We start from the raw sequence: 24,597 nt of genomic DNA, 5'->3' as shown, positions 1-24,597 counted from the left end.
GGTGCGGTTTCGAAAGCGTTACGCGCCGATGCCACAACTTAGCATTTTAGAAGATCCAAAGCTCCAGCCGAAACGAGAAGGGAGCCTGCAGCATCAGCCGCAGGCTCCCCTTCGATACGGGTCGATCCGTAAGCGAAAAATGACTTACGTGGCGGGGCCGACGACGACGAACTCGCCGTTCTCGACCGTCATTTCGTCGAACACGCCGGGCACATCGCCAGCGTCGTCGAATTCGTGGCTGCCGGAAGCGCCTTCGTAGTTGATGTCCTGACCGGCTGCGATCAGCTCGACCGCCTTCTCCCACTCGCCCGGCAGAATGACTTCGCCCGGTTCCGTCGCAATCTCGCGAAGTGCGGTGTTGAGGCCTTCCATTTCGCCGCCGTTCTTCTGCAGAGCGAGTGCGAGCAGGAATGCCGCGTCATAGGACTGCGCGGCGAAGGTTGCGCTCGGATCGAAGCCGGCTTCCTCGGCAGCAGCATCATAAGCGGCGCGGCCCGGCAGTTCCGGGGAGCCCGGACGGGTCGCGATCATGCCATCGGCGCTGGAACCGACGAGCTCGCCAAGGCGGTTGCCCACCATGCCGTCACCGCCGACGAACTGAGAGAAGTCGCCGCCTTCGACGGCCTGGCGAATAAGCGTGCCGCCCGAGCCGTCCACATAAGCGAGCACGACGAGGGCTTCGGCGCCCGTGGACGACAAAGAGCCGATTTCCGCGCGATAGTCGGCCTTGCCGTCTTCATGCGCTTCGGAGGCGAGCACCTGGCCACCGGCAGCTTCGAATGCAGCGCCGAAGGCATCGGCAAAGCCCGTGCCATAGTCGTTGTTCACGTAGGACACGGCAACGCTCGTGATGCCCTTGGCGAAAACCAGGTTGGCGAGCACTTCGCCCTGGAATGCGTCCGACGGCGCAGTACGGAAGACGAGGTCGTTGTCTTCGAGCGTCGTCAGCGACGGCGCGGTGGAGGCGGGCGAAATCATCACGACGCCGCCCGGCACGGCCGCGTTGTTGGCAGCGGCGACCGTTGCACCCGAGCACATCGCACCCACGATCGCACGGACATTCTCGACGTTGACGAGACGGTCGGCTGCGTCCGATGCGCGCGTCGCGTCAACGCAACCATCGTCGCCGATGACCAGCGAGGCCTGGCTTTCATCACCGAAGAAGCCGCCCTGCTCGTTGATCTGGGCGATGGCCAGTTCTGCGCCTGCCACGATCGGCGGCATCAGGCTTTCGATCGGGCCGGTCATGCCGCCGATGAAGCCGATCTTGAAATCCTCCGCCAAGGCTGCCGTCGTCAGGCTCGCTACAGCCACGCCGGTGGCGAGCGCCGTCTTGAATGCTGGCAACATGTAGTCACTCTCCCTGAAATCTGTCGGAGCGCATCGTTCGTGCGTCCGTCCTATCTTTGACTGTCCTTTCAGGCGTCTCTGCCCAAAAGTTGGCCGATCATAGCGATTGGCGTGCATCTGGAAAGGAGGGGTCGAGAATTTCGACTGGTGCTTCTCGCCAGAGCGCTGATCACCTCCCCCGTCTTGACTTTTGTCGAGGAAAAGACGACATGCGGTTCAGCTTTCCCTTTAGGCCGCCAGCGTGAGCGCGCCATTTCGGGTACATGACCCGATCAACAAGGTTTCATAAAGCGGCAGTTCCCAAGAACGGCGAAGTCATTCGTCGCCCTGGCGCTGAAGAAAGCATTTCCAATCCAAGTTCCCATTTCACGCGGGGTTCTTGAAGTCGCCATTCGGACCAAGACGGTTCCGCGTGCGGCTGCCCACGCCTGAAAGGCATGTATTTTGAACGATTTCACTTCGCTTGGTCTTTCCAAGCAGACACTTGCGCCGCTCGTCGCCCTCGGCTTCACCCAGCCGACGCCGATCCAGGCACAAGCCATCCCACTCGTCCTGAAAGGCCACGATCTGATCGGCCTCGCTCAGACGGGCACCGGCAAGACGGCTGCCTTCGGCCTGCCGCTGATCGAAGGCCTGCTCTCGGACGGCAAGAAGCCGGAGCCCCGCGCCACGCGTGCGCTGATTCTTGCGCCGACACGTGAACTGGTCAACCAGATCGCCGCCAATCTGAAGGCGTTCGTCAAGAACACGCCGCTCAAGATCGGTGTCGTGGTCGGTGGCGTATCGATCAACGGCCAGATGCGCATGCTCGACCGTGGCCTCGACATTCTCGTGTCCACCCCCGGCCGCCTGCTCGATCTCGTGGACCGCAAGGCTCTGAGCCTGCACCAGGTACACCGCCTCATCCTCGACGAAGCCGACCAGATGCTCGATCTCGGTTTTATCCATGATCTGCGCAAGATCGTGAAGCTCGTGCCCAAGAAGCGCCAGACGCTTTTGTTCTCGGCAACGATGCCGAAGATGATCGCGGATCTCGCCGACAGCTACCTCACCGACCCGATGCGCGTCGAAGTCTCGCCTCCCGGCAAGGCTGCCGACAAGGTCGAGCAGAGCGTGCATTTCGTCACGGACAAGTCGGCCAAGACGAACCTTCTGATCCAGTGCCTGCGCGCCAACCCGGATGGCCTTGCACTCGTCTTCGGTCGTACCAAGCACGGTTCTGAAAAGCTGATGAAGCAGCTCGTCGCTGCCGGTTTCTCGGCCGCCTCGATCCATGGCAACAAGAGCCAGAACCAGCGCGAGCGCGCCTTGAAGGAATTCAAGGACGGCAAGGTTCGGGTTCTGGTGGCAACCGACGTCGCAGCACGCGGCATCGACATCACCGGCGTCAGCCACGTCTACAATTTCGAGCTGCCGGAAGTGCCGGACGCTTACGTGCACCGGATCGGTCGTACGGCACGTGCCGGCCGCGATGGCATGGCAGTCGCCTTCTGTGCACCGGACGAAATCCGCTTGCTGCGCGACATCGAGAAGCTGATGGGCATCTCGATCGCGGTTGCCAGCGGCACGGCTCCGGCCGATCACGCCCGCCCTGCCCGCGGCAGCGGCAAGGGTCCTGGTCGCGGAAATGGCGGCGGACGTGGCAATGGTCAGCGCCCCGAGCGCACCGGCAACGGCGAGCGCCCGAGCGGCCGTTCGCATCGCCGCGTCGGCAAGGGCAAGCGCGAAGGTTCGTCGCAGGGTGGCCAGCGCCGCAGCGCCTGATCCCTGACGTACAAAGATGATTAAGGCCGTCGCTGAACCAGCGGCGGCCTTTTTCTTTGGCCGGTCGTCTCAGGTAACCGGAGCCTTCGGCTTTCGGTTCGTGAGATAGACGCCGAGCACGACCACCAATGTGCCGATGATCATCGGCAGCGGCAGCTCCTCGCCGAAATAGAGGAACGCCTGAATCGCCACGGTCGGCGGCACCAGATAGATCAGCGATGCCGCCTTCGACACCTGGCCGCGCCTGATGAGGTAGAGCAGAAGCGCAATCGCCAGCAGCGACAGCCCGAAGACGGACCATGCGAGCGCGACGAAGACTTCGAAGTTCCAGACGATCCGCATGTCTTCCAGCAGCAACACGAAAGGCGCGGTCACCACGAACGCGCCAAAATACTGCAGCGTGGCGATGGTGCGCAGGTCGCCTGTCTGGAGATAGCGCTTCTGGTAGAGCGTGCCGGCCGTGACCGCGACCATGGCGACGACGTTGACGATGAGCGGCACCGTGGCGGCTGCGATCTGTTCCGGTTCGAGCGCCATCAGATTCGGCACGATGGCGATCATGAGACCGACGAGCCCTAGACCGATGCCGAGCTTCTGGCTCCCCGACAGTCGCTCACCGACGACGAAAGGCGCGACTGTGGCCGTGAGCAAGGGTTGGAGTGCGGCGATGAGCCCGGACAGCGCGGTCGGCACGCCATGCGCGATCGCCCACCAGACACCGCCGAGATAGATCGCATGCAGGAGCACGCCCGAAAACGTTGCGTGCCACCACTGCGCGCGGGTCTGCGGCCACTGGGCCCGAACGATCATGCAGAACACCACGAAGACCGCGGCGGCGGACACATAGCGCAGGCACAGAAAGAACAGCGGATCGGCGTGCGGCGCCGCATAACGCGCCACGATCCATCCCGTGGACCAGAGCAGCACGAAAAGCGCGGGAGCGATGCGTTCGATTGTCATGGGAGGAGCGGCTCGCAGGCGGAAATTCGCGTCGACCGTTACGCGCGCTGGCGCAACCTGTCAAAGCATGATCAAAGCTTGTGCAACCACGCCTCAGCTTAAGGCATTGTTTTGCCGACGCCCGCAGCCGCTTGCAAAGCCTCCCGCTTTGCTCTTTCATGACTGAAAAGAGGGAGCTTTGATTTGCCGTTCGACGAAATGCTCGATGCCGACGACCGGCCCCGCGGGCCCTATTCGGAGTATATGTCTTGGTACGGCGAGCAGGATCACGCCAGACTGCTGACAAAGTCGCGTGACGCCGAGGCCATTTTCCGCAAGACCGGCATTACCTTCGCCGTCTACGGCAAGGAAGAAGCCGCTGAGCGCATCATTCCCTTCGATATCGTCCCCCGGGTCATCTCCGGTCGCGAATGGCGCAAACTCGCTCAGGGGATCGAACAGCGCGTCGCAGCCCTCAACGCATTTCTCGACGACATCTACCACAAGCAGGAGATCATCCGCGCCGGCCGCGTGCCGCGTCACCTGATCGAGCGCAACGTCGCCTTCCTGCCGGAAATGATCGGCATGCGCCCGCCGGGTGGTGTCTATACCCACATCATCGGCACCGACATCGTGCGCACAGGCCAGGACGAATTCTACGTTCTGGAAGACAATGCCCGCACGCCGTCCGGCGTCTCCTACATGCTGGAGAACCGGGAAACGATGATGCAGATGTTCCCGGAATTGTTTCATCGGGTGCGCGTACGCCCGGTCGAAAACTACCCGATGCTGTTGCGCCAAAGCCTGGAAGCATCCGCACCGCCCGGCTGCGCCGACAAGCCTCGCGTCGCAGTTCTGACGCCGGGGATCTATAACTCCGCCTATTACGAACACGCCTTCCTCGCCGACCAGATGGGCGTGGAACTGGTGGAAGGCCCCGACCTCAGGGTTATCGGCGGTCGCGTCGCCATGCGCACCACCCAGGGCTACAAGCCGATCGACGTGCTTTATCGCCGTGTCGACGACGACTTCCTCGATCCCCTCACCTTCCGGCCGGAATCGGCACTCGGCGTTGCCGGGATCATGGATGTCTACCGCGCCGGCAACATCACGATCGCCAATGCCCCCGGCACAGGCATCGCCGACGACAAGGCGATCTATTCCTACATGCCGGAAATCGTGGAGTTCTATACGGGGCGCAAGCCTCTGCTCGAAAACGTCCCGACTTACCGCTGCTCCGAGCCGGACACGCTGAAATACGTTCTCGACAATCTGGCCGACCTGGTTGTCAAGGAAGTGCACGGCTCCGGCGGCTACGGCATGCTCGTCGGGCCGACAGCGTCGAAAAAGGAAATCAGCGCATTCGCCGCCAAGCTCAAGTCGCGGCCGGGCAATTACATCGCCCAGCCCACCCTGTCGCTCTCTACCGTGCCGATCCTCGTCAAGAAGGGCGTGGCACCGCGCCACGTCGACCTGCGGCCCTTCGTTCTCGTATCGCCGAACCGCATCCAGATCATTCCCGGCGGGCTCACGCGCGTCGCGCTGAAGGCAGGCTCGCTCGTCGTCAACTCCAGCCAGGGCGGAGGCACCAAGGACACCTGGGTGCTGGAGGATTGATGCGATGATGCTTGGACGCACAGCCAACGGCCTGTTCTGGATGTTCCGCTACATCGAACGCGCCGAAAACACCGCCCGCCTGATCGATGCCGGCGTGCGCATGTCGCTGACCGGCACACAGGGCTCGGACGACGAATGGACATCGGTGCTGAAAAGCGCCGGTGTCGAAGCCAATTTTCTCCAGCATTACGAGAACGTGACGGGTCCCGACGCGATCGATTTCATGCTGCGCGACGAGCGCAACTCGTCGAGCGTGCTGTCGGTGATAAACAGCGCGCGCTCCAACGCCCGCATGGTGCGCACCGCCCTCACCCGTGAAGCCTGGGAAAGCACAAATGAGTGCTGGATCGACCTGACCTCGCGGCTGGCGCGGCGCGTCAAGGATGCGGACCTGCCCAGCGTGCTCGACCTGATCAAGCAGCGCACGGGACTGATCCGCGGCGCCTTTCACGGCACGATGTTGCGCAACGAAATTTTTAACTTCTCGCGCATCGGCACCTTCATCGAACGCGCCGACAACACCGCCCGCATCCTCGACGTCAAATACTACCTGCTTCTGCCGGCGGTCACCTATGTCGGATCGTCGCTCGACAACGTCCAGTGGGTGTCGATCCTGCGGTCGGTCTCGGCGCACCGATCCTACGGTTGGGTCTACGAATCCGATCTCAACCCGACGAACATCGCCGACTTCCTGATCCTGAACGGGCGCATGCCGCGTTCGCTCGCCTATTGCCACGAGAAAATCACCAACAATCTCGGCTATCTTGAAACCGAATACGGCACCCGGCACAATGCGCACGACACGGCGCTCGAAATATTAGAGACGCTGCGCAACCGCGATATCCGCGCAATCATCGACGGCGGGCTCCACCAGTTTCTGGAAGACTTCATCCGACGCAACAGCCGTCTCGGCCAAGAGATCGCGGAAGCCTACAGGTTCTATTGATCATGCAAATCCGCGTCAGCCACTCGACCGAATACAACTACAATATCCCTATCTACTACGCGCTTCAGCGCCTGCGGCTGACGCCGCGCTCCGGACGCGGACAAACGGTCGTCAACTGGCAGACCGATATCGAGGGCGCCCGCGTCGAGGTCACCTATGACGACCATTTCGGCAATCTGACGCAGCTTCTGTCGGCCGAAGGCGATCCCCACATGATCCGGATCATCGCCCATGGCGAGGTGGTGACGGAAGACGTGAACGGCGTCTCGGGCCCGCATGTGGGCTTCGCGCCGCTTTGGCTCTATCTGCGTGACACCCACCTGACACGCGCCGGCAAGCCTATCCGGGACTTGGCACGCGCGATACCGGGCAAGGACCCGCTGGAGCGGTTGCATGGCTTGATGGCGACAATCAGCGACAGGGTGGCCTACGAAATCGGCACCACGGACGCCCAGACGACCGCAGAGGAAGCGCTCGAGAACGGCAGCGGCGTTTGCCAGGACCATAGCCATATCTTCCTGAGCGCCGCGCGTTACCTCGATTTTCCATCGCGCTACGTCTCCGGCTATCTCTTGATGGACGACCGTACCGAGCAGGTGGCGACGCACGCTTGGGCCGAAGCTTTCGTCGAGGGACTGGGCTGGGTCGGCTTCGACGCGGCCAATGGCATCTCGCCGGACGAGCGCTACATCCGCATTGCCACGGGGCTCGATTTCGTCGACGTGTCTCCGGTTTCCGGTATCCGCCATGGAAATTCCACCGAGACGCTTGCCGTGGCCATTACGGTGGAGCAGTAATCCAGATCGCGAAATTCGGATGCATCTGAGTCGCGTTGCGGCGCGTATAGGGTGACGAACACGGCCGGGGGTGGCCGGCAATCTGATGGCGGGGTGAAGTAAGCGATGACCTACTGTGTCGGTCTTCGGCTCAGGCGTGGCTTGATGTTCATGTCCGATACCCGGACCAACGCCGGGGTCGACAACGTGTCTTCGTTCAAGAAGATGTACACCTGGGAGCGCAAGGGCGACCGGCTGATCACCCTGCTTTCGGCCGGCAATCTCGCAACGACGCAAACCGTCGTCAGCATGCTGGAAGAACGCCACAAGACCGCCGGCGAGCGCGATCCCGACATCTACGAAGTGCCGTCCATGTTCCAGGCGGCAAAGCTCGTTGGGGATACGGTTCGTTCCGTGATCCGCGAAATTGCGGTTGGTGGCGGCTTCAAGAGTGAATCGAGCTTCGGCGCGACCTTCATCCTCGGAGGTCAGATCGCAGGCGGCGAAAGCCGGATGTACCTGATCTATCCCGAAGGCAATTTCATCGAGGCCACCGACGACAACCCGTTCTTCCAGATCGGCGAGCACAAATACGGCAAGCCGATCCTCGTTCGCGCCTACGACCCCGACATGAGCTTCGAGGAAGCAGCCAAGCTTCTCATCGTGTCGTTCGATTCCACACTGAAATCGAACCTTTCGGTCGGGCTGCCGCTCGACATGCAGACCTATGAGACAGGCTCGCTTAAGCGGGGCGCAGAAAAGCGGCTTCTCGCTTCCGATCCCTACTACCAGGCGATTTCAGACGGATGGTCGGAGGCACTGCGGCAGGCCTTTCAGCACCTGCCGAACTATGAAGGCCTCGAACAGGCCGATTGACACGTCATTCGGCCGCTACCCGACGCGTGAGCCCACCTTCTCGCTCCAGCATGGCGATGATGTCGTCCAAGCCTTTCGCTCGACTGAGATCGGTGAAGACGTATGGTCGCTCGTTGCGACTGCGCCGGCAGTCTTCATCCATCTGCTCGAGATCAACACCCACATAGGGCGCAAGGTCGGTCTTGTTCACGATGAGCAGATCCGAGCGCGTGATCGCCGGCCCGCCCTTTCGCGGAATGTCGCCGCCCTGGCACACCGAAATGACGTAGAGCGTCAGATCCGCAAGATCGGGCGAAAAGGTCGCTGCGAGATTGTCTCCGCCGGATTCGATGAAGACCACGTCGAGATCGGGATGCCGCCGGTTGAGCTCGGCGATGGCCCGCAGGTTGATCGAGGCATCTTCGCGGATCGCCGTATGCGGGCAGCCGCCGGTCTCCACGCCGATGATGCGGTCCTCCGGCAGCGCCTGCATCCGCACCAGCGCCATGGCATCTTCGCGGGTATAGATATCGTTTGTGACGACGCCGACGGAATACTCGGCCGCCATCGCCTTGCAGAGCTTTTCGGTCAGCGTGGTCTTGCCCGAACCAACGGGGCCACCGATGCCGACGCGAAGCGGACCGTGCAGGGAGTGAGTCATGATCGAAAAAGCCTTGAATGCAGAGTTTCGTGTCTAAGTGACATGATTTCGGATCTGAACGTGCAGGAGCCGAGATCATCGAGGCCGGCCTCTGTCGCGCGTTCCGCCGTTGCGGCGATCAATGGCTCAAGCGAGGCCAGCACCCGCACGCCTTCCCGCTGACCGATCGGCGCAAGCCGGAGTGCCGCCTGAATGAGGTTGGAGACGAAGGCATGGGCGAAGGCCGTCAGCGTGTCGGCAAGCGGCACGCCTTCCCGACCGGCAACCAGACCGACAGCCACGGGATAGGCAAGATCGCCCGGCAGTTCGCCCTGATCATCAGCAGTGATCGACGCGCGTGCCCCGGCGGCGTCGAGAAAGGCATCACCCTGCGCCATGGTCTCCAGATGGCGTTCGGCAGACCCGGCCAACGCCTCGGCTAGGTCTCCGAGCTCATCGATCAGCCCGGCATCGGCACCGGACCGCCAGGCCTGTGCAACAAGCACCAAATCGTTCCAGCCGGACCCGTGCGCGACGAGATCGGACAGCCAGTTCTCAAGATGATCGCCGCTGGCGATAGCGCCGGCATCCACGGCGGATTCCAGCCCGTGACTGTAGCTGAAGCTGCCCGTTGGAAAGGCAGGCGACAGCCAAGCCATCAGCCGCATCAGACTGCGTCGCTCGTCCTGCGCCTCAGTGATGGTCATGGTCGTGATGGTGCCGATCATGCGAATGGGAATGGCCGTGGCCTGAGCCGTGCTCGTGATGGCCATGATGGTGGTCCTGCCCGGTCTCAGCGCCGTCATAGGCGCCGCCTTCCGGATCGAAGGGAGCGCTGACCTCCGTCACGACCGCGCCCAAGCCTTCGAGCATCTGCCGGATGACGTGGTCGCGCCGGATCAGGATGCGGTCGTCGAATATCTGGGACGCAAGATGGCGGTTGCCGATATGCCAGGCCAGCCGCAAGAGCGCCTGCGCCGAAGGCTCTTGGGCCCGGACCTCATAGAGCTCTTCCGGCTTGGATCGCACGACGATCACCGCACCGTCAGTCAGTTGCAGCCCATCGCCATCACGCAACAGCACCGCATGGGGTAGATCGAGCAGAAACTCCACGCCGCCGTCGCTCGCAAGCCGGAGACGCCGACGGTTCCGCGCAGTCTCGTCGAGCGTCACGCTATCTTGCGCCTCGCCCGACCATGCGCCCTTTTTGAGGACTGAACTTGCTCGTTCCATCTTCGATCCCAGTCATTGCTACCGGGACAGAAGATGCATCATCCGTGCCAAAGCGAGAAGGCGCGGACGACGAAATAGGTGACGCCGGCGGTAAAGGCACTGAGCGTGGCGCCCCACAGCGTGTCGACCACTGCGACCGTGGTATCGAAACCCTTGATGGTGGAGAGGTTCGTCGCGTCGTAAGTCATGTAGCAGAAGAGACCGAAGAGGAACGCGTTGAACACGGTCAGGCCGAAGCTCTCTGCATTGAGACCAGGCGCGATCGCGAAATAGATCAGGCCGATGACGAAGATGGCATAAAAACCCGCGGCAATGCCGAACCGGGGGCGTTCGAGCAGCAGCGATCCAAGGCGATCCTTATAGAAATCGCGCGCCACATAGCCGAGCCAGATGGCGTCGATCGTCAGAAAGACGACCGCCGCGACGAGGTAGACCCAAACGAATTTCATGACGCTTCCTCAGCCGCGGCGTTGTTGCTCTCAAAGACAGTACGCAGCTAGTGCAGAAGCAGATTTTCGATTTTGTCGATCGAGTGATTTGTCAGCGTTTTCGGGATTTCGCTGATGATGCGATCGAGCACCTCCTGATGCATCGCTTCACGCATCTCTCCGAGGACCTTGGGTGGTGCGACCAGGATCAACTTATCGAAGCGATCGGCATGGGCGTATTTGTAGAGGCGCTCTGCGATCTCCTTCGCGAACCGCTCCTTGCCCAATTGCTGCCAATCGGTTGTCTCGACGCTCGAACGGCCGGGTCCGGCCGATTCATGCACGCGACCGGGGCGATCCGTGCCCTGCTCGCGCGTGGGCGGATTGTCCTGTTCCATCTCCCGGAAAACCTGGAGGTTGGGGTGTTCCGCATCGCCCTCATTGCGCAGGAACAGCGCCTTCTCTCCGTCGGCCACGACGACCCAGCCATCGTGCTTGAGATTGATTCCGCTCATGTTCGACCTCCGTGATTGAATGGAAGGCCAACGTGATGCGGCTGATGAGGTTCCTCATTGATCGAAGTCAGGAATGCGGCATTTGGTCAGAAGAGGAAATAGCGCTGGGCCATCGGCAGCACGGTCGCGGGTTCGCAGGTCAGAAGTTCCCCGTCCGCGCGCACCTCATAGGTTTCCGGGTCCACTTCCACATGCGGCAGCGCATCGTTGAGCTTCATGGAGCGCTTCGAAATGCCACCGCGGGTGTTCTCCACGGCCAGCATGCCTTTTGTAACGCCGAGCCGGTTCTGCAGCCCGTCATCGAGCGCCGCCTGCGATACGAACGTGACCGATGAGGCTGCCGGACCGCCGCCATATCCGCCGAACATCGGCCGGTAATGCACCGGCTGCGGCGTCGGGATGGAGGCGTTGGGATCGCCCATGGGCGCGGCGGCGATCGTGCCGCCGAGCAGCACCATGGCGGGCTTCACGCCGAAGAATGCCGGATCCCAGACGACGAGATCGGCGCGCTTGCCGACCTCGATCGAGCCGATGTGCTTGCTGATGCCGTGGGCGATGGCCGGGTTGATCGTGTATTTCGCGATGTAGCGCTTCACCCGTGCATTGTCATTGTCGCCGGTTTCGCCGGCAAGCCTTCCGCGCTGCCGCTTCATCTTGTCGGCCGTCTGCCAGGTACGGATAATCACTTCACCGACGCGCCCCATCGCCTGGCTGTCCGAGGCAATGATCGAAAAGGCGCCGAGATCATGCAGAATGTCTTCGGCAGCGATCGTCTCCTTGCGGATCCGGCTTTCGGCGAAGGCCACATCTTCTGGGATGGAGGGCGAGAGATGGTGGCACACCATCAGCATGTCGAGGTGCTCGGCGATGGTGTTGACCGTGTAGGGACGTGTCGGGTTGGTCGAAGACGGGATGACGTTTTCCAGCCCGCAGACGCGGATGATGTCCGGCGCGTGGCCACCACCTGCCCCCTCGGTATGAAACGCGTGGATGGTGCGGCCTTTCAGCGCTTCGACCGTCGATTCCACAAAGCCGCTTTCGTTGAGCGTGTCGGTGTGGATCATCACCTGCACGTCGAACGCATCGGCCACCGACAGGCAGCAGTCGATCGCCGCCGGCGTTGTTCCCCAGTCTTCGTGCAGCTTTAGCGCGCAGGCGCCGCCGAGCACCATCTCCTCCAGTGCCTTGGGCAACGAGGCATTGCCCTTGCCGGAGATGCCGATATTCATCGGAAAGGCATCGAAGGACTGGATCATCCGGCCGATATGCCAGGGCCCGGGCGTGCATGTGGTGGCGAGCGTGCCGTGAGCAGGACCGGTGCCGCCGCCGAACATCGTCGTCAGCCCGGACATCAGCGCTTCCTCGATCTGCTGCGGGCAGATGAAGTGGATGTGCGAATCGAAGCCGCCTGCCGTGACGATCTTGCCCTCCCCGGCGATCACTTCCGTTCCGGGACCGACGATAATAGTGACGCCGGGCTGCGTATCGGGGTTGCCCGCCTTGCCGATGGCGGCGATCGTTCCGTTCTTCAGCCCGATGTCGGCTTTGTAGATGCCGGTATAATCGACGATGAGAGCATTCGTGATGACCGTGTCGACCGCGCCATCCGCGCGCGCAACCTGGCTTTGGCCCATCCCGTCGCGGATGACCTTGCCGCCACCGAATTTCACCTCCTCGCCATAGATCGTATGATCAGCCTCCACTTCGATGAAGAGTTCGGTGTCCGCCAGGCGCACCTTGTCGCCGACGGTCGGGCCGAACATGTCGGCGTAGGAAGCGCGGTCAATCCTGGCGGGCATGGCAATGTTTCCCTGGATGCATATTGAAAAGCGAAGCGAGAACAATCACGTTCGACATCGAACCCCGAACTGGGCTATGAGCGCGGCGAGCGCCTTCGGCGCATTTCGAATAGCCACAGCAATCTTTGTCAGGATGGAAAACGTGACCACGACGAGCAGACGAAACGCGCATGGCGGTGTCTCGCACACGGGCAGGCTTTTGGTGGCGACGGTACTCGCCGGAGCACTCGCCTTCTCTGGTCCGGTTCTGGCGCAGAGCTTTGACACCCAGGACCCGTCCGAGAGCATCGCGGACTCGGAGATCTCCGTTGAAGGCACGCGCGCTGCCGAGCGGCTCGAAGACCTGATGACGTCCATCGAGAACCTGCCTGAAAGCGTGGACCGGGTGAAGATCATCACCAACATGGAGCGCATCGACGTCGTCTATCTGAGCGACATGATTGACGGCGGCGCGCCGGCCGAACTTGAAGAGGCGGTCACGGAAAACGCCGAGCGGATCGACGAACTTCAGAACGGCCTGGAAGGCAGCGCGATCTTCTATAACGCGCTCTCCTCGCAGCGGGTGAACATCGCCGATGTCGTGTCCATTCTGCTCGATGAGCCGGATGCCACGATCTTCGTGCGCGGCGTCGCTCCGAACTCGGGCGTCAGCGACGAGACCATCGAAGACAGCGACGAAGCGCCTGCCGAAGACGACGCTGCGATGCCGGCCGAAAGCGATATGCCGGCTGATGCCGATGCGCCGGCTGACACCGAAGAACCCGCCGCTCAGCCGCAATAATCGCGGCGACGGCAACTGGAGGGCGTGGGCAATCAAAGCTTCCCCATGATCTCTTGGCGGAAGCCATAGATGGTGCGGTTGCCGGAAATCGGCACCAGCGACACATCGCGCATCTGTCCTGGCTCGAACCGCACAGCCGTTCCCGCGGCGATGTCGAGGCGCATTCCACGCGTCTTGTCCCGGTCGAACCGAAGCGCTGGATTGGCTTCGAAGAAATGATAGTGGCTGCCGACCTGGACGGGCCGGTCGCCTGTATTCGCCACCGTGATCGTGGTCGTTTCCGCACCGGCATTCAGCTCGATGTCACCTGTGGCCGTGATGATTTCACCTGGGATCATGAGCGCGGCTCCTAGCGGATGGGCTGGTGGACGGTGACGAGCTTGGTGCCGTCCGGAAACGTCGCCTCGACCTGCACGTCGTGGATCATCTCGGCGATGCCTTCCATGACCTGGTCCCGCGTGATGACGCCGGCGCCCGCTTCCATCAGCTCCGCCACGGGACGGCCGTCGCGCGCGCCCTCCACCACGAAATCCGTGATCAGCGCGATCGCTTCCGGGTAGTTGAGCTTCACGCCCCGCTCCAACCGACGGCGCGCGACAATCGCGGCCATCGAGATCAGCAATTTGTCCTTTTCGCGCGGCGTCAAATTCATGTCGATCCAATCCTCAAGCCTCGAAAGCGGCTCATGTCGTCCAAATTTTAGGCAGCCCTGCACGCCCATTGAGCAGGGCGATCAGCGGTATCAGCCGTTTGCGCAGCTCGTAGCTGTCCGGCGCGACGATACGGGCAAGAAGTTTGCCACTTCCACCAACGCGCCAGGCACTGGCTCCGCCGTCGTCGCCGATGATGGTACGCACCGCATCGAGCTGCGTCTCTACCTCGCTTCCGATGACGAGCACGGTCGCAATCGCGCGTGCCCCGTTGGTGACGGCGCGGTGGCCGAGAAGCGCTTGCACATCGCCGTCCATGGCTACGTCTTCGCTATGCACGAGCCGTCCGTCGACCCGAATGCGCCATCGATCGCGATAATGTGCCGCCAGCACGTCCTCGCCCATCGCCTGCCGGCCGAAAACGAGTGGCTCGACCACCAGGAGCCGGGCGTTCGCAGTAAGATCGGCCGACAATGAACGCTCGAAGGAAGAGCGGTCGAAGAGGATCGTTTCCTGCGGCAGGAAAGCGAGGTTGCCGTCATCGGCGATTTCGACGCGGGTTTCGACGCGTGCGGCGGGACCCGTCGTCTTGTAGATGCGTTCGCAGGCTTGCGTGGTCACACTTGCCCCGGCGCCCTGCCCGACGGAAATAGACCAGTTCATGCGGTCGCCGCCCGTCAAGCCGCCGGCGGTGTTGATCAGCACCGCTTCCAGCGGCGCTCCGGGGGCTGCCCTCGGCAACCGGATCTTGGCGCAACCATCCTGATAGAGCACCGCCAGCCGATTGATCCCGCCCGCGCTTTTCACGGCGATGCGGCCATCGCCCCGCGCGCGCTGGAGCGTGGGCACCGTATGTGCGATCGGCAAAGTGTTGGGGCTGATTTGGAGCATGCGCCGCGCAGTTTACCCAACGCTCCTCCATGCGCAACGGCGTCATGCGTAATTTCTGAGCGCAGGGGCTCACTGCATGCAAATTGTGCGCTCGGGCTTCAATCGATGAGCCCGAGCTCTACGCGTTTGCTGAAGCGCAAGGACAGGAAAACGGCGGCAACGGTAAGTCCGGCCGCAAGCCCGAACCAGATGCCCATGGCCCCGAAACCGAGCGGGAAACCGAAGACATAGGCTGCCGGTAGACCGATCACCCAGTAGCTGACGATCGCGATGATCATCGGCATGCGCGTGTCCTTCAAGCCGCGCAGATTGCCCGCTGCCACCGCCTGGATGCCATCGACGATCTGGAAGGCCGCGGCCACGTAAAGCAGCGGCACGGCAAAGGCGATTACCTCGGCGGCGTTCGGATTGGTCTCGTCCATGTAGAAGCCAACCAACACGTCCGGGATCAGCAGGAAGGTCGTCGCTGCGGCAAAGCCGATCGCGGCAGCGAGGATGACGCCCGACCATCCCGCACGCTGCAGTCCTGTCCAGTCGCGTTGGCCATGGGCGACACCGACCCTGACAGTGACCGCGCTGGAGAGCCCCAGCGGGATCATGAACGCGATGGAGGCGAGTTGCAGCGCAATGCCGTGTGCGGCGAGCGGAATGGTGCCGAGCCAGCCGACCATGATGGACGAAGCCGCAAAGAGCCCTGCCTCGGCAATGATCGTCAGCCCAATCGGCCAGCCAAGGCGCACCACGTCGAAGAAGGCCGGCCAGTCGGGACGCCAGAAACGGACGTAAAGCTCGTACTTCTTCAGCACATCCTTGCTGCTCGTGTACCAAAAGAGCCACCCGGCCCCGAACAGATTGGTACCCAGCGAAGCGACGGCCGCGCCCACGATGCCGAGCGCAGGAAAGCCGAAATTACCGAAGATGAAGAGGTAGTTCAGCCCGATATTGAGGAAGACGCCGACGAAGGTCGCCCACATCAGCACATGTGCCTTGCCGACGACGGCCAGATAGGACCGCAGGCCCATCATGATCAGCGCCGGGAACATGGCCCACTGCGCAACGCGCATGTATTCGCCTGCCAGCGCGGCGATGGCCGGCTCCTGGCCGAGCGACAGCAGGATCGCTTCCGTATGCCACAGGGGCAGCATGACGAGCGCGGCAAAGAGCATGAGCACCCAAAGCCCCATGCGCACCGATCGGCGCACGCCGCGGATGTCGCCTCGCCCTTCGGCGTTCGCCGCAACGGGCATCACGGCCTGGGCAAAGCCGACACCGAAGATGAAGACGAGGAAGAACCCCTGCGTCGCCAGCACCGTGGCGGCGAGCTCCGTCGCGCCGAGCCAGCCCACCATCACCGTGTCGCTGATGTTGATCGCCATGTGGCCGAGCTGGGCGCCGATCAGCGGCGTTGCGAGCAGCATGCTCGCGCGCGCATGTCCGAACCAGGTCAGTCCAGGACGAATGGCTGTCTGCTCGACGGCGAGCGCGTCGACGCGGGTATCCATGATAGTCTCCGATAGAAAACGGCGCGCCGGCTCTTGGCCACGGCGACGCAGGCCGCCCTCCTTAACCGAAATGCCACCGGGATGAAACGCTTCAGCGATGACAGTTGTTGATGCTTAGAGAGAGGCTTCGTGAAGTTTCGACCGCGCTTTCATGCGGCAGAGGCAGTTGCACATCACTGGCAGAACCCGTAAATCGTGAAGCGACAGCGGCGGGCCCTCTTGCCGGCAACGCTGCAAATCAGAGGAGCCGGATAGCCGGCAACCCCACCAATGTACCTGCAATTGCTGATCGTGTTCCTGTTGATCCTGCTCAACGGGTTTTTCGCGATGTCCGAAATGGCGCTCGTTTCTTCCCGCAAGATCCGCCTGGAACAGATGGCCGACAATGGCAGCAAGGGGGCCCGCCGTGCACTCAAGCTTGCCGAAGACCCAACGGGCTTCCTTTCCACCGTCCAAATCGGAATCACGCTCATAGGCATCGTCGCCGGTGCCTATAGCGGTGCGACATTCGCCGACCCGCTTGCAAATGTGCTGCGCGAAGTCTCCTTCATCGAACAAAGCGCATTCGCCATCGCGTTCACCATCGTCGTCGCGACCACCACCTATCTGTCGCTGATCGTCGGCGAACTGGTTCCCAAACGCATCGCTCTCAACCATTCCGAAGCGATCGCAAGCTTCGTCTCCGGCCCGATGACGATCCTCGCCGTGATCGCTGCCCCGATCGTCTGGTTCCTGCGCCTCTCCACCGAAGCACTGCTGAAGCTGCTCGGGATCCGGCAGAGCGAAGAAGCGACCGTAACCGAAGAGGAAGTGAAGGCGCTGATTGCCGAAGGCGCCAAGACCGGCGTTTTCGAACATGCCGAACGCGACATGATCGACGGCGTGCTGCGCCTGGCCGACCGCGACGTGCGCACCATCATGGTGCCCCGCCCCGACACCGTCTGGCTGTCAATCGAAGATCCGATCGAGACCATCATGCGGGAAATTACCGAAAGCGGCTACTCCCGCTTCCCGGTCTGCCGCGGTGACGTCGACGATGTCATGGGCATCCTGCACGTGAAGTCGCTCGTCGCGCTCGGCCGTGCGCCGACCCACGCGGAGATCGAGGCAGCCATCGCGACGCCGCTCTACGTCAACGAAACGATGAGCGTGCTGAAGCTGCAGGAGCGCTTCCGGGATTCGCCGATCCACATGGCGATCGTCATCGACGAATATGGCTCCTTCGAAGGCGTCATCACGTCGACGGATATCCTCGTTGCGATCGCAGGCGACCTGCCCGAGCGCGAGGGCGAGGATCTGCCCTACGCGGTTCAGCGTGACGACGGCTCGTGGCTGCTCGATGGCGCAATGCCGATCGACGACGTCGACCGCGTGCTCGCCGGCGTCTCCATCAACCGGGGCGATTTCGCAACGCTGGCAGGGTTCGTGCTGGAATCTTTCGGCTATATCCCGGAAGCTGGCGAGCATTTCGAAGCGCAAGGCTGGCGCTTCGAGGTGGTCGACCTCGACGGTCGACGCATCGACAAGATCCTCGCGGCCCCGATCGGCGACGCCACCGAGGCCTGAGGCTGTTCTTCCAGACGCAATCGCCGCCTAGTGCAGAATGAATTCGCCGTTGACCGTTCGCCACTCGCGCGGTGCGATCAGCTTTTGATGGCTGTATCGTACCGAGTGCAGCAGCCCTTCGAGCGTGGTCTCCCAGAATTTCAGAAAGCCGCGCATCTCGGGAAACTCGGGCGCAAGATCGTATTCCTGCCAGATATAGGTCTGGAGCACGGAAGGATGGTCTGGCAGGCGGTAGAGAATATGGGCGGTGGTCAGGCCATAACCCGCCATCTGCTTTTCGAATGCTGACTGCATGCTTGTCCTCATCATGGCTGTCATCCGATTGCAAAAGTGTGCTCTGCTTCGCGCTTCCCGTCCAGATGGGAATTTCGGCAAGGAATGCCGAAAACATCATCGATTCAGCGTGTTAGCAGCAAGTGAAAGCGAGTGCTGATTTTTTTGCGTGCCCCTCTTGAAGAGGGTTTGGCACGCCACCAAATCGCCTGCCGCGCGGCGCCTTGAAGGGCCGTGCCACGGCGGGACTGCCGACCCGGCGTCCCGACGGAGGAGCTTGAACCTGCATGTTTGTCCCAGGAGGAAAACACGATGAAGTTCCGTCCACTCCATGACCGGATCGTTGTCCGCCGCATCGAAGCCGATGAGCGCACATCCGGCGGCATCATCATTCCCGATACGGCCAAGGAAAAGCCCCAGGAGGGCGAAGTGCTGGCGGTCGGGCCGGGCGCACGCGCCGACAACGGCCAGATCCAGCCGCTCGACGTGAAGGTCGGCGACCGCGTTCTCTTCGGCAAATGGTCCGGCACCGAGATCAAGGTTGGTGGCGAAGACCTTCTGATCATGAAGGAAGCCGACATCATGGGCGTGCTGGTGGCTGAAGAAGCTGCCCGCAGGGCCGCCTGAGGGACCTGCGAATCCAAACGATCAAGGCTGTTTTTGAGGGATTGAGGAAATGGCTGCAAAAGAAGTGAAATTCCATGCCGATGCCCGCACGCGCATGCTGCGTGGCGTCGATATTCTCGCGGACGCGGTGAAGGTGACGCTCGGCCCCAAGGGGCGCAACGTCGTCATCGAAAAGTCCTTCGGCGCACCGCGCATCACCAAGGACGGCGTGTCGGTCGCCAAGGAGATCGAACTCGAAGACCGGTTCGAGAACATGGGCGCGCAGATGGTGCGCGAAGTGGCCTCCAAGACCAACGATCTGGCCGGTGACGGCACCACCACCGCCACTGTACTGGCCCAGGCCATCGTGCGCGAAGGCGCCAAGGCCGTCACGTCGGGCATGAACCCGATGGACCTGAAGCGCGGGATCGACCAGGCCGTCGACGCCGTTGTCGCCGAACTGAAGCGCAACGCCCGCAAGATCGAGAACAATTCCGAGATCGCGCAGGTCGGCACCATCTCTGCCAATGGCGACACCGAGATCGGCCAGTTCCTGGCGGAAGCCATGGAGCGGGTCGGCAATGAGGGCGTCATCACGGTCGAGGAGGCCAAGTCGCTCGACACCGAACTGGAAGTCGTCGAGGGCATGCAGTTCGACCGGGGTTATCTCTCGCCCTACTTCGTGACCAATCAGGACAAGATGCGCGCCGAGCTTGAGGATCCCTTTATCCTCATTCACGAGAAGAAGCTCTCGAACCTCCAGGCGATGCTCCCGGTACTCGAAGCCGTCGTGCAGTCGGGCAAGCCGCTCGTGATCATCGCGGAAGACGTCGAAGGCGAAGCCCTTGCGACCCTCGTCGTCAACAAGCTGCGCGGTGGCCTCAAGATCGCCGCCGTCAAGGCTCCGGGCTTCGGCGACCGCCGCAAGGCCATGCTGCAGGATATCGCGATCCTGACCGGCGGCACGGCTATTTCCGAGGATCTCGGCATCAAGCTCGAGAACGTGACGCTGGAGATGCTGGGCCGCGCCAAGAAGGTCGTCATCTCTAAGGAAGACACGACGATCGTGGACGGCGCCGGCTCGCGGACGGAGATCGACAGCCGGGTTGCGCAGATCCGCGCCCAGATCGAGGAGACCACCTCGGATTATGACCGCGAGAAGCTGCAGGAGCGACTGGCAAAGCTTGCCGGTGGCGTTGCGGTTCTCCGCGTCGGTGGTTCGACCGAGATCGAGGTGAAGGAGAAGAAGGACCGCGTCGACGACGCCCTGCACGCGACGCGCGCAGCCGTCGAGGAAGGTATCCTGCCGGGCGGCGGCGTGGCGTTGCTGCGCGCAGCCAAGGTGCTCGACACGCTTGAAGTCGCCAATCCCGACCAGAAGATGGGCGTCGACATCGTTCGCCGGGCCGTGGAAGCCCCTGCCCGCCAGATCGCAGAAAACGCCGGTGCCGAAGGTTCGATCATCGTCGGCAAGATCCGTGAACAGGCGGATTTCGGCTTCGGCTGGAACGCGCAGACTGGCGAATATGGCGATCTCTACAAGGCCGGCGTGATCGACCCGGCAAAGGTCGTGCGCACGGCGCTGCAGGATGCCGCGTCCGTCGCAGGCCTGCTCGTCACCACCGAAGCGATGATTGCCGAAAAGCCCAAGAAGGACCGCGCCCCTGCCATGCCTGCAGGCGGCGACATGGACTTCTGAGGAGAACGAAAAAATGCGGGCGCCCCTAGGGCGCCCGCATCTTCACTCACGACAGTGCGTGATCATACCGCCTTGGCGGTCAGCATGGCGCGCACGGCCGCCACGATATCGTCCACCGTCTTCAGCGAGTTCCAGGACTCCACGCTGTCGGTCTCGATCTCGATGTCGTATTTCTCTTCCAGTTCCATGACGAGCTCGGCCAACTCCAAAGAGTGGATACCGAGATCGTCCACCATCGACGACCCCGTGATGTCGTCGGCATTCGCGTCGCTGTATTCAGCAATGTGACGGATGATTTCAGTCTTCAGGGTGTCAGTCGTCATCGCGTTCCCTCGGCAAAATGTCGGCCCCCGGGGGTCATGCGACTCCGCCGCCCGCCCCACAAAGGCAAGGTGCTTCAACTGACTGTGCAATGCAACACGGCTAAAGGTTGCAACCGTTAAGACTGGTTAACTTCCACTGGCCTCCAGCACCGGACGCACGAGCCGGTCCTCCACCAGCGCATGCAGGTCGTCGCGATAACCGGAGCGCGCGGATGGCCTGTTTTCCTCCGATGTGACGACGACCGTCATCTCGAGCTCCGGCAGAATGTAGAGCATCTGGCCGCCATAGCCCCAGGCGTAGAAACAATCGACGCCCGCCATGTCCCTCAGGAACCAGCTGTAGCCATAGGCCTCGCCCGAGAAGACGGAGCTGGTGCGGCGCTCCCACGACTCGTCGATCCACTGCTGCGACACAACGCGCTCACCGTCGGGCCCGATACCGCCATTGCGGTACATCTCACCGAACGCCAGCAGCGAACGTGGCGATACGGCCATCTGGTTGCCGCCAAGCGGAATGCCCTGCGGATCGCGCTCCCAGTCGGTCACGCGGAAAGCGCCGTCCATGCCGAGCCATTCATTGGCAAGTTCCATTGTGTCAGCCTCGCCGACGCGCATCAGGATGGCGGAGAGAAGATGGGTACTGCCCGTGGAATAGAGCATCCGCCCGCCGGGATCATCGGCGAAGGGCTCCGCCAATGCGGCACGAACCCAGTCGGAGCTCGCAATCCAGCGACCATAGTTTTCGCCGGATGTGCGGCCGAGACCGGCCTGCATCGACAGGAGATGGCCGATCGTGATCTCTCTGATGCGCGGATCGGCATCATCGGGAATCTTGTCCTCGAGCAGCGGCGCGATTGGCTGATCGACGCCTTCGAGCAGGCCCTTGTCAATCGCTATGCCAACCATCGCGGACACGATCGACTTGGAAGCCGACTTGATGTTGGTCGGAGTCGTGACCGAGCGCCCCTCGAAGCCTTCTTCGATCCAGACCTCGCCATCGCGCGCGACGATCAGGGTGTGAAGACCTTCCAGCTCATCCGCCGCCTGGATAGCGGCTTCCCGCGCTTCGACAAGGGACACAATGGCGGCGGGTGCAACGGCTTCCACATCGGCCGACGGCTCGGACCCGGCATCCTGGCCATGCGCCAGCGCCGAGATGGAAAGGCATGAGAGAAGGACGACGCCGCGAAGCGCGTTCAAACGTGCAGTGTTTTTCATGGTCATGGGCATCACATATGGGAGAGAAACGGCAAGTCCATGCCTCGACCAGGAAACACTGAAATCACGAAGCGCGCAGCCCCGTCTCCACGAGAAGCCCACGGCGCTTGGCGTCGTAATAATAGCCGCGCTGATAGAGGGCGATCGCGCGATCTTCATTGCGGTCGGCGACGATATAGGCGCCGCGCAGATACTTCACCGCATAGCGAAGATTGGTGTCGGCATCGAGCAGGCCTGCGGGTTCGCCGCGATAGCCCATGGTGCGTGCCGTGTCGTGCCGGATCTGCATGAGACCGAGATTGGGGCCGTTGCGCGCTGCCGGATTGTAATTGCTCTCGCGGGCCACGACGCGCCGGATGAGCGATTCCGGCACGCCATATGCCGAAGCATGGGATGCGATGAGCCGATCGAGATCCGATTGCGGAGCGACGGCCGCAGTTTGCTTGGCGGTCTGCCGGCCGGCAGTCTCCTGCCCGCTCGTCGCGCAGGCGGTCAGTGCGCTGCCACAGAGAAGGATGATCAACATTCGTGCGGCAAGACGCATCTGATGGCTCGTCGATGAACACGCCAATGGCGCGGGAAAGCCTTTATTGCTCAATGCTTGCGGCTGAATTGTGGTGATGCTTGTGCCGCACTGCCATGTGCAGGCGCCGCATGGCTCACATGCCGCAATGTCGGTTGTGCATTGCAGCATGGAAGACTATTTCATGGTCAACAACAAGAAGAAGGAAGAAAACCATGAAGAACATGACACGCCGTTTCATCAAGCTCATCAGCGAAGATCCGTGGCGCGACCGGGAATCAGCCTATCTCAATGGCTCGACCTCGATCGTCGACTTGGAAATGCGCATGCGCGAGATCGACAGCGGCCGGTTCCGCAATCGCCTTTAAGACGAGCATGATGCTCTGACAGTCAAAAGCCCGCTGCGATCGTTCGCAGCGGGCTTTTTGTTTTATAGGCGATGGACCGGGCATAAACCTGCCCATCGCACCAATCGCAGGCTTACTGAGCAGCGGCTTCTTCGTAGTAGCCGTACTCGCCGCCGGTCCACTCATACATGACGTAGCCGGGCAGCGTCACGTCGCCCTTGTCGTCGAAGTCGAGTTCGCCGAGAACGGTCTGGAAGGTCCCTGCGTTCAGGGCTTCGACCACACCGTCGAAATCGGTCGAGCCGGCTTCTTCAACGGCAGCGGCCCAAGCCTGGATCGCAGCGTAGGTGTAGAGCGTGTAGCCTTCCGGGTTGATGCCGGCTTCTTCGAACTTCGCGACGACCGGGGCCGCTTCTTCGTTGAGGCGCGGATCCGGGGAGAAGGTCATGAGCGTGCCTTCACCGGCATCGCCCGTGATCGACCAGTATTCGTCGGTGACGAGTGCGTCGCCGGATACGAGCACCGTATCCATGCCCTGATCCGCCATCTGACGCTTCATCAGGCCGGCTTCGGTGTGGTAGCCGCCAACGTAAAGCACGTTGATGCCTTCGTTCTTCAGGCGCGTCACGAGCGCGGTGTAGTCCTGCTCACCGGCGGTGTAAGCCTGATAGAGAGCCGGCTCGCCCCCTGCCTGCTCATAAAACGCCATTGTCTGGTCTGCCAGACCCTTGCCGTATGCGGTGTTGTCGTGAATGAACGCGACCTTGGCATCCGGGAAGTTTTCCATCAGGAACTGGCCGGCAATCTCGCCCTGCTGGTCGTCACGGCCGCAAGTACGGAAAATGCCGGGACCGGGACGCTCATCCGTGAAGGCTGGGTTGGTGGAGGCCGGCGAAATCTGGATCACGCCTTCCTCGTCATAGACGGCGCTGGCCGGGATCGAAGAGCCGGAGCAGAAATGGCCGGCCACAAAGACCGCGCCTTCGCCGACAAGCTGGTTGGCGACCGAAACGGCCTGACGGGCGTCGCAGGCGTCATCACCGACTTCAAGCACGAGCTGTTCGCCGAGAACGCCGCCAGCGGCGTTGATGTCGGCCACGGCCATTTCGGCACCAGCCTGCATCTGTGCGCCGAACGACGCATACTGTCCGGTCATCGGACCAGCGGTCGCGATGACGATATCGGCCGAAGCCATACCGGCAGTTGCAAAAAGCGCGGAAGCGGCCACGCCCGTCATCAGAACTTTCTTCATTCGTTAGTCTCCCTCTGGTGTTTTGCGGCGGAGCACACGCCCCCGTTCCGCTCCCGAAACATCCCTGTGTTCCGGCTTATTTCGGATGCTATTCCCTTTGCCGG

26 protein-coding genes and 1 pseudogene are annotated in these 24,597 nt (G+C 62.1%); 10 read left to right on the top strand and 17 right to left on the bottom strand.

Annotated features, from left to right (window positions below; genetic code table 11):
• Positions 1 to 144: 144 nt before the first annotated feature.
• Positions 145 to 1,350, bottom strand: coding sequence for an ABC transporter substrate-binding protein (locus PU133_RS09665; protein ID WP_404861551.1), 1,206 nt, complete (start codon positions 1,348 to 1,350; stop codon positions 145 to 147).
• A 444-nt stretch (positions 1,351 to 1,794) separates the two neighbouring features.
• Here PU133_RS09665 and PU133_RS09660 point away from each other — a divergent pair, with 444 nt between their 5' ends.
• The gene (locus PU133_RS09660; RefSeq protein WP_126009932.1) at positions 1,795 to 3,114 is read left to right on the top strand and encodes a DEAD/DEAH box helicase; all 1,320 of its coding nucleotides are present in this window, start codon (positions 1,795 to 1,797) and stop codon (positions 3,112 to 3,114) included.
• Between the two features lie 69 nt (positions 3,115 to 3,183).
• Here the strand turns inward: PU133_RS09660 and PU133_RS09655 are convergent, their stop codons facing one another.
• On the bottom strand, positions 3,184 to 4,074 hold the full coding sequence (locus PU133_RS09655; protein WP_126009931.1) for a DMT family transporter: 891 nt from the start codon (positions 4,072 to 4,074) through the stop codon (positions 3,184 to 3,186).
• 198 nt (positions 4,075 to 4,272) lie between these two features.
• On the opposite strand from PU133_RS09655, the gene PU133_RS09650 reads away from it, so the two are divergent.
• From PU133_RS09650 to PU133_RS09635, 4 genes are all read left to right on the top strand, one after another.
• Positions 4,273 to 5,670 carry a circularly permuted type 2 ATP-grasp protein gene (locus tag PU133_RS09650; RefSeq protein ID WP_404864496.1) on the top strand — a complete coding sequence of 466 codons (1,398 nt, stop codon included), beginning with the start codon at positions 4,273 to 4,275 and terminating at the stop codon, positions 5,668 to 5,670.
• A gap of 7 nt (positions 5,671 to 5,677) precedes the next feature.
• On the top strand, positions 5,678 to 6,616 hold the full coding sequence (locus tag PU133_RS09645) for an alpha-E domain-containing protein (protein WP_126013071.1): 939 nt from the start codon (positions 5,678 to 5,680) through the stop codon (positions 6,614 to 6,616).
• 2 nt (positions 6,617 to 6,618) lie between these two features.
• The gene (locus PU133_RS09640; protein ID WP_126009929.1) at positions 6,619 to 7,413 is read left to right on the top strand and encodes a transglutaminase family protein; all 795 of its coding nucleotides are present in this window, start codon (positions 6,619 to 6,621) and stop codon (positions 7,411 to 7,413) included.
• Between the two features lie 105 nt (positions 7,414 to 7,518).
• Positions 7,519 to 8,268, top strand: a complete 750-nt coding sequence (locus tag PU133_RS09635; protein ID WP_126009928.1) for a peptidase — start codon at positions 7,519 to 7,521, stop codon at positions 8,266 to 8,268.
• A 4-nt stretch (positions 8,269 to 8,272) separates the two neighbouring features.
• Here the strand turns inward: PU133_RS09635 and ureG are convergent, their stop codons facing one another.
• The 6 genes from ureG to ureC all read right to left on the bottom strand — a co-directional run bounded on the left by ureG (position 8,273) and on the right by ureC (position 12,862).
• Entirely contained in the window at positions 8,273 to 8,908 is a 636-nt protein-coding gene (gene ureG, locus PU133_RS09630) for an urease accessory protein UreG (RefSeq protein WP_126009927.1), read from the bottom strand.
• Positions 8,905 to 9,615 carry an urease accessory protein UreF gene (locus PU133_RS09625; RefSeq protein WP_404864495.1) on the bottom strand — a complete coding sequence of 237 codons (711 nt, stop codon included), beginning with the start codon at positions 9,613 to 9,615 and terminating at the stop codon, positions 8,905 to 8,907. The genes ureG and PU133_RS09625 overlap by 4 nt, the downstream gene beginning before the upstream one ends.
• Positions 9,581 to 10,120, bottom strand: a complete 540-nt coding sequence (locus PU133_RS09620) for an urease accessory protein UreE (RefSeq protein WP_404861550.1) — start codon at positions 10,118 to 10,120, stop codon at positions 9,581 to 9,583. The genes PU133_RS09625 and PU133_RS09620 overlap by 35 nt, the downstream gene beginning before the upstream one ends.
• Positions 10,121 to 10,158: 38 nt before the next feature.
• Positions 10,159 to 10,569, bottom strand: a complete 411-nt coding sequence (locus PU133_RS09615; protein WP_126009925.1) for a DUF2177 family protein — start codon at positions 10,567 to 10,569, stop codon at positions 10,159 to 10,161.
• 47 nt (positions 10,570 to 10,616) lie between these two features.
• The gene (locus tag PU133_RS09610) at positions 10,617 to 11,063 is read right to left on the bottom strand and encodes a host attachment family protein (protein ID WP_126009924.1); all 447 of its coding nucleotides are present in this window, start codon (positions 11,061 to 11,063) and stop codon (positions 10,617 to 10,619) included.
• A gap of 86 nt (positions 11,064 to 11,149) precedes the next feature.
• Entirely contained in the window at positions 11,150 to 12,862 is a 1,713-nt protein-coding gene (gene ureC / locus PU133_RS09605; protein ID WP_404864494.1) for an urease subunit alpha, read from the bottom strand.
• Positions 12,863 to 13,004: 142 nt separating this feature from the next.
• Here ureC and PU133_RS09600 point away from each other — a divergent pair, with 142 nt between their 5' ends.
• Complete coding sequence (locus PU133_RS09600) at positions 13,005 to 13,643, top strand: hypothetical protein (protein ID WP_404861549.1); 639 nt, start codon at positions 13,005 to 13,007, stop codon at positions 13,641 to 13,643.
• A gap of 32 nt (positions 13,644 to 13,675) precedes the next feature.
• Here PU133_RS09600 and PU133_RS09595 read toward each other — a convergent pair whose 3' ends face one another.
• The 4 genes from PU133_RS09595 to PU133_RS09580 all read right to left on the bottom strand — a co-directional run bounded on the left by PU133_RS09595 (position 13,676) and on the right by PU133_RS09580 (position 16,686).
• On the bottom strand, positions 13,676 to 13,981 hold the full coding sequence (locus PU133_RS09595; protein WP_404861548.1) for an urease subunit beta: 306 nt from the start codon (positions 13,979 to 13,981) through the stop codon (positions 13,676 to 13,678).
• Positions 13,982 to 13,992: 11 nt separating this feature from the next.
• Positions 13,993 to 14,295, bottom strand: a complete 303-nt coding sequence (locus PU133_RS09590; RefSeq protein ID WP_404861547.1) for an urease subunit gamma — start codon at positions 14,293 to 14,295, stop codon at positions 13,993 to 13,995.
• Between the two features lie 31 nt (positions 14,296 to 14,326).
• A complete protein-coding gene (locus PU133_RS09585) occupies positions 14,327 to 15,184 on the bottom strand; it encodes an urease accessory protein UreD (RefSeq protein ID WP_404861546.1) in 858 nt (285 codons plus the stop codon).
• 98 nt (positions 15,185 to 15,282) lie between these two features.
• Complete coding sequence (locus PU133_RS09580; RefSeq protein ID WP_404861545.1) at positions 15,283 to 16,686, bottom strand: MATE family efflux transporter; 1,404 nt, start codon at positions 16,684 to 16,686, stop codon at positions 15,283 to 15,285.
• A 270-nt stretch (positions 16,687 to 16,956) separates the two neighbouring features.
• Here PU133_RS09580 and PU133_RS09575 point away from each other — a divergent pair, with 270 nt between their 5' ends.
• Complete coding sequence (locus PU133_RS09575; RefSeq protein ID WP_404861544.1) at positions 16,957 to 18,252, top strand: hemolysin family protein; 1,296 nt, start codon at positions 16,957 to 16,959, stop codon at positions 18,250 to 18,252.
• Between the two features lie 27 nt (positions 18,253 to 18,279).
• Here the strand turns inward: PU133_RS09575 and PU133_RS09570 are convergent, their stop codons facing one another.
• On the bottom strand, positions 18,280 to 18,546 hold the full coding sequence (locus tag PU133_RS09570) for an usg protein (protein WP_404861543.1): 267 nt from the start codon (positions 18,544 to 18,546) through the stop codon (positions 18,280 to 18,282).
• A 291-nt stretch (positions 18,547 to 18,837) separates the two neighbouring features.
• On the opposite strand from PU133_RS09570, the gene PU133_RS09565 reads away from it, so the two are divergent.
• The gene (locus PU133_RS09565; RefSeq protein ID WP_404861542.1) at positions 18,838 to 19,152 is read left to right on the top strand and encodes a co-chaperone GroES; all 315 of its coding nucleotides are present in this window, start codon (positions 18,838 to 18,840) and stop codon (positions 19,150 to 19,152) included.
• 49 nt (positions 19,153 to 19,201) lie between these two features.
• Positions 19,202 to 20,830 (top strand): chaperonin GroEL, encoded by a 1,629-nt coding sequence (gene groL / locus PU133_RS09560; protein WP_404861541.1) that lies wholly within the window; start codon positions 19,202 to 19,204, stop codon positions 20,828 to 20,830.
• Positions 20,831 to 20,892: 62 nt separating this feature from the next.
• Here groL and PU133_RS09555 read toward each other — a convergent pair whose 3' ends face one another.
• The 3 genes and pseudogenes from PU133_RS09555 to PU133_RS09545 form a co-directional block, all read right to left on the bottom strand.
• The gene (locus tag PU133_RS09555) at positions 20,893 to 21,153 is read right to left on the bottom strand and encodes an acyl carrier protein (RefSeq protein ID WP_404861540.1); all 261 of its coding nucleotides are present in this window, start codon (positions 21,151 to 21,153) and stop codon (positions 20,893 to 20,895) included.
• A 126-nt stretch (positions 21,154 to 21,279) separates the two neighbouring features.
• Entirely contained in the window at positions 21,280 to 22,371 is a 1,092-nt protein-coding gene (locus PU133_RS09550) for a serine hydrolase domain-containing protein (protein WP_404864493.1), read from the bottom strand.
• Positions 22,372 to 22,435: 64 nt separating this feature from the next.
• Positions 22,436 to 22,834: pseudogene (locus PU133_RS09545) on the bottom strand (transglycosylase SLT domain-containing protein); the annotation flags it as partial.
• A gap of 275 nt (positions 22,835 to 23,109) precedes the next feature.
• On the opposite strand from PU133_RS09545, the gene PU133_RS09540 reads away from it, so the two are divergent.
• The gene (locus PU133_RS09540) at positions 23,110 to 23,262 is read left to right on the top strand and encodes a DUF3563 family protein (RefSeq protein ID WP_126009911.1); all 153 of its coding nucleotides are present in this window, start codon (positions 23,110 to 23,112) and stop codon (positions 23,260 to 23,262) included.
• Positions 23,263 to 23,374: 112 nt separating this feature from the next.
• Here PU133_RS09540 and PU133_RS09535 read toward each other — a convergent pair whose 3' ends face one another.
• Positions 23,375 to 24,493, bottom strand: a complete 1,119-nt coding sequence (locus PU133_RS09535) for a branched-chain amino acid ABC transporter substrate-binding protein (RefSeq protein WP_126009910.1) — start codon at positions 24,491 to 24,493, stop codon at positions 23,375 to 23,377.
• Positions 24,494 to 24,597 lie beyond the last annotated feature (104 nt).

Source organism: Georhizobium sp. MAB10, from assembly GCF_045012825.1.
GTDB classification, from domain to species: Bacteria; Pseudomonadota; Alphaproteobacteria; order Rhizobiales; family Rhizobiaceae; genus Georhizobium; species Georhizobium profundi.
The sequence above is the reverse complement of the archived record's forward strand: the minus strand, read 5'-3'. Positions and strand labels throughout refer to the sequence as shown.